Annotated in this window: 14 protein-coding genes and 5 pseudogenes; 4 read left to right on the forward strand and 15 right to left on the reverse strand. The window is 38.1% G+C overall.

The window, feature by feature from the left end; genetic code table 11:
* Window positions 1-218 precede the first annotated feature (218 nt).
* A pseudogene (locus D0Z64_RS05340) lies at window positions 219-407 on the reverse strand (transposase); the annotation flags it as partial.
* A 335-nt stretch (window positions 408-742) separates the two neighbouring features.
* Here D0Z64_RS05340 and D0Z64_RS05345 point away from each other — a divergent pair.
* Window positions 743-943, forward strand: a complete 201-nt coding sequence (locus tag D0Z64_RS05345) for a cold-shock protein (protein WP_006352739.1) — start codon at window positions 743-745, stop codon at window positions 941-943.
* 94 nt (window positions 944-1037) lie between these two features.
* Here the strand turns inward: D0Z64_RS05345 and D0Z64_RS08870 are convergent.
* A pseudogene (locus D0Z64_RS08870) lies at window positions 1038-1178 on the reverse strand (ISL3 family transposase); the annotation flags it as partial.
* Window positions 1179-1196: 18 nt separating this feature from the next.
* On the opposite strand from D0Z64_RS08870, the pseudogene D0Z64_RS08690 reads away from it, so the two are divergent.
* Window positions 1197-1370 (forward strand): annotated as a pseudogene (locus D0Z64_RS08690) (recombinase); the annotation flags it as partial.
* A gap of 23 nt (window positions 1371-1393) precedes the next feature.
* On the opposite strand, the pseudogene D0Z64_RS05360 reads toward D0Z64_RS08690, so the two are convergent.
* The 9 genes and pseudogenes from D0Z64_RS05360 to D0Z64_RS05400 form a co-directional block, all read right to left on the reverse strand.
* Window positions 1394-2032 (reverse strand): annotated as a pseudogene (locus tag D0Z64_RS05360) (aspartate/glutamate racemase family protein).
* 3 nt (window positions 2033-2035) lie between these two features.
* Complete coding sequence (locus D0Z64_RS05365) at window positions 2036-2623, reverse strand: uracil-DNA glycosylase family protein (protein WP_080881631.1); 588 nt, start codon at window positions 2621-2623, stop codon at window positions 2036-2038.
* 81 nt (window positions 2624-2704) lie between these two features.
* Window positions 2705-3340 carry a Crp/Fnr family transcriptional regulator gene (locus D0Z64_RS05370; RefSeq protein ID WP_040457430.1) on the reverse strand — a complete coding sequence of 212 codons (636 nt, stop codon included), beginning with the start codon at window positions 3338-3340 and terminating at the stop codon, window positions 2705-2707.
* 19 nt (window positions 3341-3359) lie between these two features.
* Entirely contained in the window at window positions 3360-3905 is a 546-nt protein-coding gene (locus D0Z64_RS05375) for a DNA-binding protein (protein WP_080881632.1), read from the reverse strand.
* Entirely contained in the window at window positions 3905-4135 is a 231-nt protein-coding gene (locus D0Z64_RS05380) for a heavy-metal-associated domain-containing protein (RefSeq protein ID WP_004897838.1), read from the reverse strand. Before D0Z64_RS05380 ends, D0Z64_RS05375 begins: the two co-directional genes overlap by 1 nt.
* A 33-nt stretch (window positions 4136-4168) precedes the next feature.
* Window positions 4169-6061 carry a heavy metal translocating P-type ATPase gene (locus D0Z64_RS05385; protein ID WP_080881633.1) on the reverse strand — a complete coding sequence of 631 codons (1893 nt, stop codon included), beginning with the start codon at window positions 6059-6061 and terminating at the stop codon, window positions 4169-4171.
* Between the two features lie 223 nt (window positions 6062-6284).
* Window positions 6285-6842 (reverse strand): annotated as a pseudogene (locus tag D0Z64_RS08545) (hypothetical protein).
* Window positions 6843-7179: 337 nt separating this feature from the next.
* Window positions 7180-8532 carry a 23S rRNA (uracil(1939)-C(5))-methyltransferase RlmD gene (gene rlmD, locus D0Z64_RS05395; RefSeq protein WP_080881634.1) on the reverse strand — a complete coding sequence of 451 codons (1353 nt, stop codon included), beginning with the start codon at window positions 8530-8532 and terminating at the stop codon, window positions 7180-7182.
* A 46-nt stretch (window positions 8533-8578) separates the two neighbouring features.
* A complete protein-coding gene (locus D0Z64_RS05400) occupies window positions 8579-9067 on the reverse strand; it encodes a P-loop NTPase family protein (RefSeq protein WP_241244168.1) in 489 nt (162 codons plus the stop codon).
* Between the two features lie 357 nt (window positions 9068-9424).
* On the opposite strand from D0Z64_RS05400, the gene nhaC reads away from it, so the two are divergent.
* The gene (gene nhaC, locus D0Z64_RS05405) at window positions 9425-10801 is read left to right on the forward strand and encodes a Na+/H+ antiporter NhaC (RefSeq protein ID WP_127345712.1); all 1377 of its coding nucleotides are present in this window, start codon (window positions 9425-9427) and stop codon (window positions 10799-10801) included.
* Between the two features lie 87 nt (window positions 10802-10888).
* Complete coding sequence (locus D0Z64_RS05410; RefSeq protein ID WP_127345713.1) at window positions 10889-11602, forward strand: Bax inhibitor-1/YccA family protein; 714 nt, start codon at window positions 10889-10891, stop codon at window positions 11600-11602.
* 62 nt (window positions 11603-11664) lie between these two features.
* Here D0Z64_RS05410 and D0Z64_RS05415 read toward each other — a convergent pair whose 3' ends face one another.
* From D0Z64_RS05415 to gatC, 4 genes are read right to left on the reverse strand one after another with little or no spacing between them, the layout of a single operon-like run.
* The gene (locus D0Z64_RS05415) at window positions 11665-12585 is read right to left on the reverse strand and encodes a diacylglycerol kinase family lipid kinase (RefSeq protein ID WP_127345714.1); all 921 of its coding nucleotides are present in this window, start codon (window positions 12583-12585) and stop codon (window positions 11665-11667) included.
* Between the two features lie 28 nt (window positions 12586-12613).
* Window positions 12614-14044, reverse strand: coding sequence for an Asp-tRNA(Asn)/Glu-tRNA(Gln) amidotransferase subunit GatB (gene gatB, locus D0Z64_RS05420; protein WP_006352754.1), 1431 nt, complete (start codon window positions 14042-14044; stop codon window positions 12614-12616).
* Between the two features lie 4 nt (window positions 14045-14048).
* A complete protein-coding gene (gatA, locus tag D0Z64_RS05425; protein WP_080881640.1) occupies window positions 14049-15488 on the reverse strand; it encodes an Asp-tRNA(Asn)/Glu-tRNA(Gln) amidotransferase subunit GatA in 1440 nt (479 codons plus the stop codon).
* Window positions 15488-15796 carry an Asp-tRNA(Asn)/Glu-tRNA(Gln) amidotransferase subunit GatC gene (gene gatC / locus D0Z64_RS05430; RefSeq protein WP_006352756.1) on the reverse strand — a complete coding sequence of 103 codons (309 nt, stop codon included), beginning with the start codon at window positions 15794-15796 and terminating at the stop codon, window positions 15488-15490. Before gatC ends, gatA begins: the two co-directional genes overlap by 1 nt.

Here is a 15796-nt window from a genome sequence, read left to right on the forward strand (position 1 = left end):
AATGAACGTAATATCAGGTAATTAATTCGTGAAGGAATAGAACAAATCGCCTAATGTTCTATCGTCGGTATTCAATCTTTCTTGCCATGCCAACAAGATATATGCTAGCTCTGTTATTGCAATGTAACATTTGTAAAAATACTAATAAAAATTGTTAATCCTTTTATTTTTAGGCTCTTTGTCAATCGGTAAGGATGAAGAGAATTTGGAGAACTATACTAAGCCACCTTGGCTATTGGTCTAGTTCTCCTTTTTGGTAATTCACGAATCATGAGATTAGAAGCCTTCAACGAAATGAGAATCATAATCCGAAAATGGAAGAAGTTGCGATAGCCATATGCGGTTCGTTTGATTATCTTGATTTTATTATTAGCGCCTTCGATCGGCCCGTTGGTTAGTCGGGGGTAAAAGCTTGCAATAATCTCCTGGCGGTGCTTGGTTAGTGTTCGCTTAACTCATCTAATAACGTTTTGTAGATTATTCCGCTTAATTAACTGATCTAACAAAGTCTAACTACTAACGATGACCAGCAGACAGCTTTTAAAGAGTACGAAAGTGCCAAGGCTTATGAAAAATTGTGCGCTTGAATTATTTAGGGTTGCATACAGCGAATTAAAGTGTTATAGTTAGTTAAATTGACATGTACGGAAGTTATAAGTATCATTCATCTTTGCTATCTATTATCTTCTTAGATGTTAATTCAATTTGGTTACTTTGGTTTGATTCCTAGGAGGATATATATATGCAAAATGGTACTGTAAAATGGTTTAATGCTGATAGGGGCTTTGGGTTTATCACTGGTTCAGATGGTAAAGATGTATTCGTACACTTTTCATCAATTAAAACTAACGGTTTTAAGAGTCTTGAGGAAGGGCAAAAAGTTAGTTACGATGTTGAACAAGAAGATCGAGGACCTCAAGCGACTAATGTTGTTCCACAATAATTTGTCTAATATTATGAAGAACTGCTTTTGATGGAGCAGTTCTTTTTTATGGCTCTTCGTCAAGAAGTACTGATAGAAAAATTTGAATAACTTTTCAAACAGCTTGTGTCTGAGATTGGACATGAGCTGTTCTTTTATTCTTCCAGTTGATGGCAAAGTATGAGTTAGGAAGGGCAAGCAGGATTCGAGCCCGAAAATTAAAGAAGTTACGAAAGCCATAAGCAGTTCGTTTAACGTACAATACCCCTTTTACGAAGCCAAACTACACGGCCTTGATGAAATCAACAAATTAGTCGAATTGCACAAGTATGGCGTAGTTGACTTTGATAAACAATTGGTTCGTCGCTTGGTAGAAAAAATCACCATCTTCCAACGCTACATGGAGTTCACGTTCAAAGATGGTGAAGTAATTAGAGTTAATATGTGAAATTTATGGTGTACGGCACTCAGCTATTTTAGCTTTTTTAGAAGTTGATCCACAGCAGCCTTGATTTGAACCTGAGCAATATCAAACACTTGAATATTCTTGAAATCTTCCTGCCCTAAGATTAACGGCAATTCGGTACAACCCAAGACTACACCATCAAGGTGATCTTTTTGAACCATCTTATTGATAATTGTCATTAACTGCTGCTTAGTCTCTTTCTTAACAATACCGTTTTCGAGTTCGTCTACAATTTTTTGATGAATTATGGATTGATTATTTTCACTGGGACGGCAAACTTCAATTTCGGCCTCTCAAAATGGTTTGATGAAAAAGTCATTTTGCATTGCAAATTTGGTGCCTAGTAAAGCCAATCGTTGAAGGTGCAACTGTTGGGCAGCCGCTACCGCTGTCTCGACAATGCTTAACAATGGCAAATCAGTGCGCGCTTGAATCTGATCAAATAATAGATGGGGCGTATTGCCACACATCAATCCAAAGTCACACCCGGCTTTCAATAAATTATTGGCCGCAGCTCCTACATAACCGTCGACTTTATCAGTCGCGATCCGCTCCTGATACCGCTTAATGATTGCAGAATAATAATTCATTGTTGCTTCTGGGCCTATACCACCGATAATGCCTAGTTTCTGCATCTGGATCATCCCCTAATTATTTAGAATTATTTGAATTCTTCTTTGCAGGTCTGGAATTACCTGCTCCTCGAACCATGGATTTTTTGCCTCCCAAATTTTATTTCGTGGTGACGGATGAACGATTGGAAAATAGTCTGGCAGGTATTGCTGATAATTCCTGACAATATCAGTCAACCGATCTTTATATCCTAGGTGAAGGTAGCTTCTCGTCGCATAAGCGCCCACTAAAATGGTTAACTGAATATCAGGCATTAATTTCAATAGCTGTGGATGCCAATTTTGAGCAAATCCTTTACGCGGTGGGAGATCACCAGACTTGCCTTTTCCGGGATAATAAAAATCCATTGGTAAAATTGCAATCATTCCAGAATTATAGAAAACGTCTCTCGAAACCCCTAACCAGATCCGAAGACGATCACCACTAGGATCATCCCAGAATTTCATTTTTTCTTGGGCAATTCGTCCTGGTGCTTGACCAATGATATTTATTCTGGCAGATGAAGAAGCATAGTAAAGTGGCTTGATCCCTTGCTTTGTAAAAGATTCATTATCAGGATCTGCTTGAATTTCTTGAAAAATTTTTTGAAATTCACTTTGCATATAATATGACCCGCCTTTCTCTTATTTTCTAAACTGATATAACGTGTATATTATCAACTAAGCAATAATTGCCTAATTAAACTAATTTTCTAATAATTCAATTCGACGTAATTGACGTTTCAGTTGACCTTGCTTTTCTAATAAAGCAAATTTACGAGACAGGGTCTCAGGTGTTGTTCCAAGGTATAAGGCTAAGTCCTTCATTTTTAAGGGTAAGGTAAAATTATTTTTACCAATTTCATCTGCATATGTTTGTAAATACTTTAATAACCGGTCTTCAACCTTCGGCAAAGCCAACAAGTGAATTTGTTTTTGCATTTCCGAAACTTTAACAATATTTAGTTCCAATAATCGAATACTTAATTCTGGTTGTTTATGCATCAGCTTCAGTAGATCCTGCCGTTTTAATAAACAAATTTCACTGTGTTCCGTAGCCTCGACGTAATTATTGACATTTTTTTGACCAAAAAGCCAATTCTCACCAATATAATCACCTGTATGCAAGATTTGCAAAACATTCTCATAGCCGTCTTCATCTAAGGTGTACTGCTTAGCGTTACCATCAGCGACAATTACTAAATTATCATTTATCGTTGGATCAATTATCACTTCACCCTTTTCATAGTTTTTATGCTGAACTAATTTTTCGATTTGCATCTTCTCATCCTGAGGTAAAGCATTAAATAGTGGTACTAAGTTAACACATAAATCAGCCATTAAATTCATCGTCCTTTAATTAAAAGTCATCATCGTCGTCTTCGACATACAATCCTTCTTTTAGTTCATGACCTAAGAAGTCTTGAGTTACCCGAATTTGCTCCTTAATCCAAGCCATTAAATTAGTTAAATTAGCAGATAATTCTAGCCAACTTTCATTGTTAGCTAAGGCAATTGCCTTAGTAATGAAGAGCGTTTGCGTATCAAAATCTTTTACCAAGGCAAACAATTGCTTATCACCTGCTAAATATTTACTACTACCATCTTCTTCTAGCATAGTATATTCCTTAAATTGAGCTGTAATTGTTGGAATACTTTCACCATTATTAACCAATAAGTGACTCAATTGGTCAAATTCCTGACGTTCATAAGCAATCCAATCAGCAGCTTTTTCGGCTAAAAAAAGACTAGCAGATCCTTTAGCAAATAAGTTAGCTTGGTTAATCTTTAAAGAATGGATTAACAAGTTAGAAATAATGTGACCAGTCATGGCAGCTGCAGTTGGCCGATGGTGATCAAGGTCGCTTTGCTTCAATTCCGCCTGGTATTTTTCTTCTGCATTCATCAGTTAAGCTCCTTTTCCTTAATTTCTTGTACTTCATAACCCATTTTTTCAATAGCTGTCTTGACGTCAACAGTTTTAGTCTTATCAGGATCCAACGTAAATTTTAGCTTTCCTGCATTGAATAAAACTTTGATTTGGTCGGTTCCATCCAAACTACCAACCGCCCTTTCAATTTTGCTTAAGCATGAAGGACAGGTCATGCCAGATAATTTCATCATTACTTTTTCCATGATTAAATTCCCCTTCCTTATTAATTTACATATCTAATGATACTTTGTTTTGTTGATTATAAACTTGATGATCGTCAATTTTTGTTGAAATTTGATTAATCTCATCCCGTTCAAGATAACAATTAAGATGCTAAATTCATGAATAAACATCCCACTTGCCATTTCAACATAACCCGCAAACAAACCGATGAACAACAATAAGACTGTCAGTAAAGCCATCACGATATTTTCATTCATGTTCAAAATTGTCTTCTTGGATAATCCAAGGGCATAAGCGATCTTTCGCAAGTCATTTTTAACTAAAACTATGTCTGAAACTTCAATGGCAACATCCGCTCCACTACCAACGGCAATTGCAACATTAGCATTAGCTAAGGCCGGACTATCATTGATCCCATCACCAATAAAAGCAATATGGTGTCCCTTAGCTCTTTCTTTTTTAACAAAAGCAGCCTTGTCTTGTGGCAACATTTGACCATGAACTTCATCGATTGGCAACTTCGCCGCAATTCGTTCAGCAGTTTCTTGATTGTCTCCAGAAAGCATCACTAGCTTCTTAACCCCTAATTCTTTTAAGTGGGTTAAAGCATCATTAGCTTCTGAGCGCAATTGGTCTTTAATGCCAAAAACAGCTAATTGACTTTGGTCCTCATTGGCAAAAGTGACAATTGAATTACCTAATTGACTCAAATGATCAATTGTTTCACCCAATTTTGCATTGGCACGAGTATTTTCAACAATTAATTTTTGGTTACCTAAATAATATTTTTGATTATTTAAAGTGGCGATGATTCCCTTGCCCTTAACAGTTTCCACTTTAATTGAAGCTGGCTTTTGTTTATTTAATTTGGCAATTGCCTGAGCTAAGGGGTGGTTACTTTGACGCTCAATTTGAGCAGCTAATTTAATAATTTCATCTTTGGGCCCATTTAATACCTCAATTGCACTAACTTCTGGATGTCCAACAGTCAAAGTGCCGGTTTTATCAAAAGCAATTTCATCAATCCGATGAGTTTGGTCCATCACTTGCGGCCCTTTAAACATAATGCCATTTTTAGCACCATTACCGATACCAGCAACTGTAGATACTGGCACACCAATAACTAAAGCACCTGGGCAACCCAGCACCATAACTGTAATAGCCAGCCTAAGGTCTTTAGTAATTAAACCTACAACGATTGCAATTATAAGTACGGCGGGAGTGTAATATTTGGAAAACCGGTTAATTAACTTTTCTGTATGTGACTTTGTATCTTGTGCTTCTTCAACTATTTCGATAATTTTACCGAAAGTCGTACCTTCACCGACTGCGGTAGTTTCGACAGTCAATGTACCGTTTTCAAGGATAGTTCCTGCATATACTTCATTACCGGCTTTTTTATTAACTAATTTAGATTCACCGTTAACACTGGCTTCATTAAGATAACCAGAACCTGAAATAACCTTGCCATCGACTGGAACCTGATCACCAGTTTTAACTAAAATCTTCTCACCAGGATCAATGAAATCGACGTCTTCTTTCTCAGTTGAGCCATCATCTTGAACAACTAACGCAGTCTGTGGTGCCATTTTGGTTAAATCAGCGACGGCTGAACGCGTTTTCTTTAGGGTTAATTCTTCCAGTACATCTCCTAACATGAATAGCCAAGTAACAATGGCTGCTTCATTAAATTCACCAATAATGAAGGCACCGATTACCGCCAGCGATACTAAAACATCAATAGAAATTAATTTAACCCTTAAAGATGAAATAGCCGTCAAAACAATTGGAAGCACTCCGACAATCCCCACGATAAGCATTAAAGCCTGGTATGGTAAATTCATGTGCAATAGCCATTTAGATCCTTCAGCAAGCAACAGCAAAATAGTATTAACAAGCAAAAGCTGCTTTTTGTACCTCATAAAAAATTGTTGTAACTTAATCATTTTTCACCTCTTCCTTTCTTGACACTACACATTATAGGTAAAAAACAATTTAGGTGACTTGACTGTTATCAAGATACTAGTGTCTTTTTATATTTATCTTTTAAGCAAAAAATCACAGTTTTATTGTGTAAATTTCGTTTAATAAAAGAGAGAATATACAAAAAAGACTAGAAACCATGCAAAAAGCATAGACTCTGGCTTTCAAATTTCAGTTCTATAAAAATTAATGTGCCAATTTAATCTCTCCAGCAGCAATTGGCAAAGTTGTATGTGCATCATAACTCATAACATTACCAGCAACGCTAGATGGCAATTTAAGATCCGCTGGTACGCCGTGAACATAAACTACTCGTTTGTCTAATTGAAGATCGTCACTACCAAATGCTTGCTTAAATTTTGCTTGTAAATCTTTTAATGGGACATCCTTATCATATTCATAATGACCGTATTTATCTGCCAACCGGGTAGCCATCATGGGGAATGTTCATTTCTTGTGGTGCATCATCAAAAGGAACCATCGTTGTCCCAGATACTGCCTCTGTTTCAGGTAAATCAATAAAGCCATCATGATTCACGTCCTGCATTAGCGTCGGAACATGAGCTTGTTTCCCATCTGGAAATCTATGGAAATGTTCCCAATGTTCAATATTGGCAGGCTTATCAAACATTTCCACATGAATATGAAGACTATTACCATTTTCACTGAATGTTGCTATTCATGCGCCTGTGTTTCAATTTTATCCGCATTTATTGGTTTAATTTTTGCAATATAGTCAACCATATTTCTCATCCTTCCATTTGATTATTGCGATATAAATCTAGCATAAAAGCATTTTACAAAATTGATTAGAATCAATAAATTAAATCTTTGATTATAAATATCTTTAATAATTAACATCCATCATCTTATCGTCATGTCAACCATTACTGCTTCTCTCATCAACTTAACCAACTCAGCTCCCCAAAACGGACACTTATCTACACAACCTAAAAATCCAGCACGTTGTCCACTTGACCCTCTAGCTCAACAAGCAAAAAGTGTACTAATTCCAATCACCAAAAGAGGAATTAGTACACTTTTCATCTATCACAAACACCGTCACACCGGCGTTTGTGAGCTATTCTTCTGTGCGTTCAAGGACCGTAACAGATTCCACATGCGGAGTCTGCGGGAACATATCTACCGGACTTATTTCATCAAAATGATAGCCCTTTTCTTGGAGCAACTGCAGATCACGGATTTGTGTGGCAGGATTGCATGAAATATAGACAATCCTCTTCGGCTTAGTAGCGGCAGCCGCATTAATAAATTCAGGCGTTAATCCTTTTCGTGGCGGATCAACAAAAATCACGTCTGTCTTAAGTCCTTCACTAGCCCAGCGTGGCATTACATCTTCTGCCTTGCCAGTGACATATTGGGCATTTTCAATGCCATTCAATTTTGCATTGGCATTTGCATCTTCTACCGCTTCACGAATCGTTTCCATTCCACGAACCGCCTTAACATGCTTAGCTACGCTTAAGCCAATAGTTCCGATACCAGAATAAGCATCAATAACAACGTCATTTGCCTTTAAATCTGCCTTTTTAATTGCCAAATCATATAAACGCGGCGTCTGTAAAGAATTGATTTGGAAGAAGCTCTTTGGTGAAATCCGGAATTCAACATCCCCGATTTTATCAATCAAATGATCTTCGCCCAAAACAACATAGTCATTTCTGCCCAAAATTACATTCGTCTTCTTGGGATTGTAGTTCAAAATGACGCTGCTTATTTCTGGAATTTGACTGATTTCAGCGGCTACTTTTGGCAATTGTGGAAAATCTTTATGCAGGCAAACCAGAATCACCATTAGTTTGCCATTAGCCTTGCTGCGTCGAACATCTAGGTAACGCACTTCACCTTTGTGATGAATTTCATCGTAAGCCGGAACTTCATATTTCCGCAAAATATCACGTGTAGCAACTAAAACGCGATCAATTTCAGGATCAGTTGTAAAGAAATTGGTCAGAGGAACCAGATCATGAGAATGCCGTCTGAAGAAGCCAATTTCAAGCTGACCATTAACTTCTCTAACTGGTACTTGTGCCTTATTGCGGTAGCCGGTTTGTTCAGGACTAGGCAAAGTTTCATTAACTTTAACTCCGTCTAAGTGAGCCTTCTTAAGCAGATTAACAACTTGATTGCGTTTAAATTCAAGCTGCTTATCGTACTTAATATGCGCTAAAGAGGCCAAACCAGTTTGTACCCACTGATTCAATTTGACATTGATTCGATCAGGACTTTCTTTAAGAATCTTTTCAATTTTGGCAAAAGCAAAACGCTTTTTAACTTTCAAAATTTTTGCCTTAACCGTTTCGCCTGGCAAAGCATTATTTACAAAAACGGTTAGGCCCTCATAATGAGCCACTCCCATGGCTTCATAAGAAAGGTCAGTAATTTCTAGTTCAACAATTTGATTTTTTTCCATTTGACTCGCTCAATTCCTTCACAAAACTTTTACCGATAAAATGCTGTTAAAGCCTATCTAAAAATTTATTTGCTTCATCTCGAGAATGAAAAACAAACTGATTTTTATTCGGAAAACGATTAAGAGTAGCCCGCAGCTTGGGTAACTTATCGGTCTTAAAAGTTTGGATATAATTCATAAATTCAGGATCCTCTTTTTCTTCGATCCAAGGCATATCAGGACGTTTCTTGCCTATTCTGGCTCGCACGCCGTTTAAACAAACTTCAGTTGGATAATCTAACAAAAAGATGGTATCACATCGCAATAAGCGCATCGGTAAAGAAAAACTATAATTGCCATCCATAATCCAAGTTGGTTTTTGCAATTCTTTAGCTAGACGTTGATTAAAAACATCTCTTGAAACAGTTGTTTTATCGCTATTCCATAGCAAGCGATCAAGATAGCAGATCGGCAAGGCAGTTTTCTGATTTAGTTTTCGACTAAAAGTGCTTTTGCCACTACCCGGACAGCCTAATACCAGGACTCTTTTCATCATATCACCCCTAAATCGTTCTATTACTAGTATAACTTATTTTTATTTTCGAATTGAGTGCGAAAGAAAATTATTTTGATGAGAAGTATTGACAGCTTTTTTTAATCTTGCTATCATAATGCACAACAATAAATAAACAAGTAGTTGCTTCGTTCAGCGTTCAGAGAACTGGTGGTAGATGCAAACCAGACAGGCGAAATTAGCGAAATACATCGTAAAGCGAGTTGTTCGGAAATATTCAGAGCCGTTATCATCTGATAGAGTTTGAGGTCTATTCCTTAAAATATGGGTGGTACCGCGGTTGTTTAATCGTCCCGTTGACATTATTGTCAGCGGGATTTTTTGTTTGGAGGGAAAAATATGAAAAAGAAGGTTTCTTTTGGTGAATCAATTATCATCCTTGTAATCTTGCTTTTAATCCTGGGAACTGCCGTTATCAAATTTGGGCTTTCCCCAGAAGTACCAGTTTTATTCACAGTCTTGCTATTAACTTTCTGGGCCAAAATTCGCGGCTTTTCTTGGCAAGATATTCAAAACGGAATTAAAGAAGGGATTAGCGTTGCGATTATCCCTATCTTTATCTTTATTTTAATCGGAGCTTTGATCGGGCTTTGGATTCAAGCCGGAATTATTCCATCAATCATGGTTTTAGGTTTCCATTTGATTAACGGCGAATTCTTCCTGCCATCAGTCTTTGTGGTTTGCTCCATCGTTGGGGTCGCAATCGGAAGTGGCTTTACCACTATTTCAACGGTTGGAATTGCCCTCTTTGGTATTGGTGCCAGCATGAATGCCAATCCTGCTTTGGTAGCTGGTGCAATTATTTCCGGTGCGGTCTTTGGCGATAAAATGTCACCCCTTTCTGATTCAACCAACCTTTCATCAGCAGTCGCTGAAAGTGAATTGTTTGCTCACATTAAGAATATGATGTGGTCCACTATTCCATCTTTCGTTGTTTCCTTCATTCTCTTCTGGATTCTAGGCAGCAGTGGTCAAATGGACTTAACTAAGATTGAACGTACATCCAGCATTTTGCAGCAACACTTTGTAATTAGTTGGTGGGCAATTGTACCAATTATCTTAATGCTGATCTGTGCTTGGAGAAAAATCCCTGCAATTCCTACTTTATTTATTAATATTGCAGCCACTGTAATTATGATTTTTATCATTAATCCTCATTTTTCAATTACAGCGCTAAATAATTTAATTATGAACGGCTTTGTTGCTAAAACAAGCGACAGCTCCGTCAACAGTCTATTAACCCGTGGTGGTATTTCCAGCATGATGGGCACTGTAGCTTTGATTATCTCAACTCTTTCTTTGGGCGGAATGCTGATGAAGTTCAACATCGTTCAAAGTGCGATGGAACCTCTTGTTAAGCATTTGAAGAAACCTGGTCGTTTAATCACAGTTACTATTCTTTCTGGTATCTGCATCAATCTTTTCGTTGGTGAACAATACTTGTCTGTAATTTTGCCAGGACGTGCTTTCAAATCTGCCTACGATAAAATTGGTCTTGCGCCTTTAGCTTTAAGTCGTGTGCTTGAAGACGGTGGTAGTGTAATCAACTACTTGATTCCTTGGGGTGTTGCTGGTTCATTTGCCGCTTCAACCTTGGGCGTACCAGTTTTAGCATTCTTGCCATTTACCTTCTTCAGTTTACTGTCACCAGTTTTCTCCATTATCAGTGGTGTAACTGGAATCGGCTTAAAGTGGTCAAAGAAGCCTACTAAATAATAATTAAATTTTAAGATTATCCTTTAATCCTTTCTATTTTTGTGATAGCTTATTAATGAGTATCTCTATAATAGAAAGGATCTTTTTATGGATAACTTTTCAAACAATCCTGGACGTCGTCAAGTTCAGGACATCTCAGCTGTTAATAGTTTTTTGACTAAAACTTACAGCATTATGGCTTTAGCTGTTTTAGTCTCAGCTTTAACTGCATTTTTATCAACTACCGTATTTAAGGCAGCCTTTGTCGCACTTTTCAGCAACAAAGCTTCCGCATGGATTATTTTGTTCTTGCCTTTGATTCTTAGTTTTGCAATCAGCTTTAGAGCAACACGCAATCCAGTTGCAAGTTTTGTAATGCTGATGATCATGGCTGTAGCCTACGGTTTGACTTTTGCGATCATCTGCGCCGCTTACACTGATGCTACAGTTGCAACTGCCTTTGTATCAGCCGCTGCAGTCTTTATCACAATGGCAGTTTACGGTACGGTCACTAAACGTGACTTGGACAACATCGGCTCTTATGTCACCGCTGCTTTGATTGGTTTCATCGTAGCAACTATTGTTAACATATTCCTCAGAAACCCAATGATCACTTACATTTTCGCCTACATCGGTGTTTTGATCTTTGTTGGTTTAACTGCTTGGAATGCTCAACAAATGAAGACAATTTACGCTAAGTATGCTGATCAAACCAATTCTTTAGGTTTGGCTACTGCTGGAGCTTTGCAACTATACCTTGATTTCGTGAACTTATTCATGTTCTTCCTTCAAATCTTTGGTATGGGCGGCGACCGTCGTTAATCAGCTTTAATTTAAGCAAAAAAATAAGTCTAGTTTTTCAACTAGGCTTATTTTTTTAACTCTTAGCGACCAACATAAAATTCAATGTGCTGCTTTAAGTTATCAAAGCTTACTGGACAATAGCCGCCAATTTCTCCATCAAGGTTAACCGGCAAATCTTTTCCTTCACTCTTGCCAATTAATTCAGCTTTAAGACTTCTGGTCTTAGTGTAGATAATATTCGGATCATCTACATGCTTGCCATTTAACGCAAGGGCCATCAATTTCAGCAAATTGCCAGGATCTGATGGCTTGACAACGATTAATTGGAATAAACCATCACTTAGCTGTGCATCTGGCATAATTTGTTCAAAACCACCAATTGAATTGGTCATTCCAAGCAAGAACATTGATAATTTACCTTCATAAACTCCATCATCATAAGTTAAGCGCATTTCATTTTCGGTTAAATGTGGCAGCATTTCTGCCCCTTTAATCAAATATGCAGCGTAACCTAAAGCTGATTTAATCTCATGAGGAACACCATAGGTTAACTCGGTTAAAGAACCACTAGCGGCAATATTGACAAAGTATTGCGTTTTTTTGTTAAAACATGCCTTGCCAATGTCCATTTTGCGCGTTTTATTTTTCAAAATGATCTTAGCAGCATCCGGGATATTATCACGCGGAATGCCCAGTGCTCGAGCGTAGTCATTAGTAGTGCCGGCCGGAATAATTGCCATCTTTGGTCTATCTTCCAAAAAAGCGATTCCGTTTACTACTTCATTAATTGTACCGTCGCCACCAGCAGCCACAATCAGGTCAAAACCTTCTTTGGCAGCACGTGTAGCTTCATTTTGGGCACTCATTTTTTCTGGCGTGGTTCTAAAAGCACTAGCTTCATAACCAGCCTGTTCGAGAACATCCAAAATATCGGCCACATTTTTTGGCATTTGCTCGCGACCGGAGACAGGATTATAAATTAATCTTGCTTTACTAGTCATAATTACTACCTTTTTTTCTAGAATTAAATTAACGACTTGCTAATTCTTTGTTCAAAAGCTTGTTAACAACCTTTGGGTTAGCCTTACCACGAGTTTGCTTCATGATCTGACCAACTAAGAATCCAATTGCACGGTCCTTACCATTCTTGAAGTCTTCAACAGATTGTGGGTTATCATCAACAACCTTCTTAACCATTGGTTCCAAAACCGAAAGGTCTGATAATTGAACCATGCCTTTTTCTTCAACATACTTCTTAGGATCAGTACCGTTCTTAACAGTTTCAGCAAAGACTTTCTTGGCAATCTTGGATGAAATAGTACCATCTTTGATCAATTTGATCATTGCTGCCAAGTTTTCTGGCGTCAACTTAATATCAGCCAAAGTTACGCGGTTATCATTCAAATAACCGTTAACTTGCGTGTTCATCCAGTTTGCAGCCATAGTTGGATCTGCGCCAGCAGCTACAGCAGCATCGAAGAAGTCTGAGCTTTCCTTGGTTTGAAGCAAAACGTGAGCATCATAAGGCTTAATGCCAAACTTGTTAACGTAGTCATCGTAGCGTTCAAAGGCTGACTTAGGCAATTCTTTAGCGATTTCGTCAATCCAGTCTTGACTAATATGATCAGGAGCAATATCAGGTTCTGGGAAGTAACGGTAATCAGAAGCACCTTCCTTAACACGTTCCAAAACAGTCTTGCCTGTTGCTTCATCAAAACGACGAGTTGAAAGTTGAACGTGACCACCTGACAGAAGAACTTGTTCTTGACGCTTTTCTTCGTATGCAAGAGAACGACGAACGTGATCAAATGAGTTCAAGTTCTTCATTTCGACCTTGGTACCAAGTTCCTTTTGTCCAGCTGGACGAATAGAAATGTTGGTGTCGACACGCATTGAACCTTCTTCCATCTTAACGTCAGATGCACCAGTAAACTGGACAATCTTACGTAATTTTTTAAGGTATGCATATGCTTCATCTGGATCAGTCATGTCTGGTTCAGAAACAACTTCAAGAAGTGGAACACCTTGACGGTTCAAGTCAACATATGAAAATCCATTAGTACCGTGAGTGATCTTACCGGCATCCTCTTCGATGTGCATTTCGTGAATACCGATCCGCTTCTTCTTTCCGTGAACTTCTACGTCAATGTAGCCGTCACGAGCAAGTGGTTGGAAGAACTGAGTAATCTGGTAAGCCTTTGGGTTATCTGGGTAGAAGTAGTTCTTACGGTCAAAGTGAGTAGTTGGCAAAATGTGAGCGTGAGTTGCCAATGCTACCATAATTCCTAACCGGTAAACATTCTTGTTAACCATTGGTAAGACACCAGGCATAGCCCAATCGATAACGTTAGTTTCGGTGTTAGGCTTGGCACCATAAGTTACTGGTGAAGGTGAGAAAATCTTACTCTTGGTCTTTAATTCGAAGTGGACTTCTAGTCCGATAGTCGATTTAAAATTCATTCAATTAATCCTCCATTCCAGTTGGTCTTTTTTCATAAAACTTGTTGTTGCGTTCAACAAAGTCAGCAGTCTTGAAGACATTGCCTTCATCAAAACGCTTAGCCATAATTTGTAAGCCGACAGGCATACCATCAACTAAACCAGCCGGAACACTAGCTGCAGGAATACCTGCTAAGTTTGCAGAAATAGTCAAGATATCATTGTTGTACATCTTAACTGGGTCTGAAACTTCTTCACCAATACCAAATGCTGGAGTAGTGGTTACAGGCCCTACAATGACATCATTGTTTTCAAAAATCTTATCAAAGTCGTTGCAGATCAAAGTTCTAACCTTAGCAGCTTGTCTGAAGAACTTATCGTATGAACCAGCTGAAAGAGCAAATGAACCTAACATGATCCGGCGCTTAACTTCTGTACCGAAACCTTCTGAACGTGATTTTACATAAACGTCAAGCAAGTTCTTAGTGTCCTTAGCACGGTAGCCATAACGAATACCATCATATCTTTGAAGGTTTGAAGAAGCTTCACTTGAAGCAATGATGTAGTAGGTTGGAACTACATACTTAGTATGTGGCAATGAAACTTCGGTGATGATTGCACCATTTTCCTTTAAAAGATCGATTTGCTTTTGAATAGCTTCACGCATATCACCATCAACAGCATCCATGTATTCCTTTGGTACAGCAACGCGAAGGCCTTTGACATCTTGACCGATAAACTTGGTAAAGTCAGGTACTTCACGAGTAGAAACAGTAGAATCATGTTCGTCAGCACCAGCAATGACATTAAGAACTTCAGCTGAGTCTTTTACACGCTTGCTCATAACACCGATTTGATCAAGTGATGAACTGAAGGCAATCAAGCCCCAACGTGATACACGACCATAAGTTGGCTTAATTCCGAAAATACCATTAAATGCGGATGGTTGACGAATTGAACCACCAGTATCTGAACCAAGAGCAGCAACAACTTGACCACTAGCAACTGCAGCTGCAGAACCACCGGATGAACCACCAGGAACCTTGTCCAAGTTCCATGGGTTATGGGTAGCACCAAAGTATGAATGTTCAGTTGATGAACCCATCGCAAATTCATCCATGTTGGTCTTACCGACAAAGGTTGCTTGTGCAGCCTTTAATTTGCTGATAACAGTTGCATCATACATTGGCATAAAGTTATCCAAAATATGACTTGCTGCAGTGGTTTTCACACCATTGGTAACAATATTGTCCTTAATTCCGATTGGAATACCAGCTAACTTGCTCTTTGAAAAATCAAGATTTTCAGCTGGCTTGGCATCATCTTCAACAGTGATCCAAGCATTTAACTTCTTGTCAGTATCTTTAATGTTTGCAACAGTATCTTTTGCTAATTGATCTGCTGAAATTTCACCACTGGCAAGTTTTTTGTTTAATGAGTCAATAGTTTCGTTTAAGTAATTCATTACTCGTTATCGTCCTTCTCAATAATTACAGGAACCTTAATGAAGCCATTAGCTTTTTCAGGAACATTTTTCATTAAAGTTTCGCGATCTTCACCTTGCCAATGTTCAGGTTTGTCTTCTCTAAAGACAGTATCACGATCAACAACTTGAACAGTTTCATCAACACCTTCAGTATCAACTTCTTGAAGTTGACTGGCCATGTTAATGATCGAACCCATTTGTTCAGTAAATTTACCGATTTCATCGTCGCCAAATTCAAGTCTTGAAAGTGTAGCAACGTGTTTAACCGTATCTTCTGTGATTTTCAC

The sequence above is a fragment of the Lactobacillus amylolyticus genome, from assembly GCF_003999355.1.
Lineage (GTDB): Bacteria > Bacillota > Bacilli > Lactobacillales > Lactobacillaceae > Lactobacillus > Lactobacillus amylolyticus.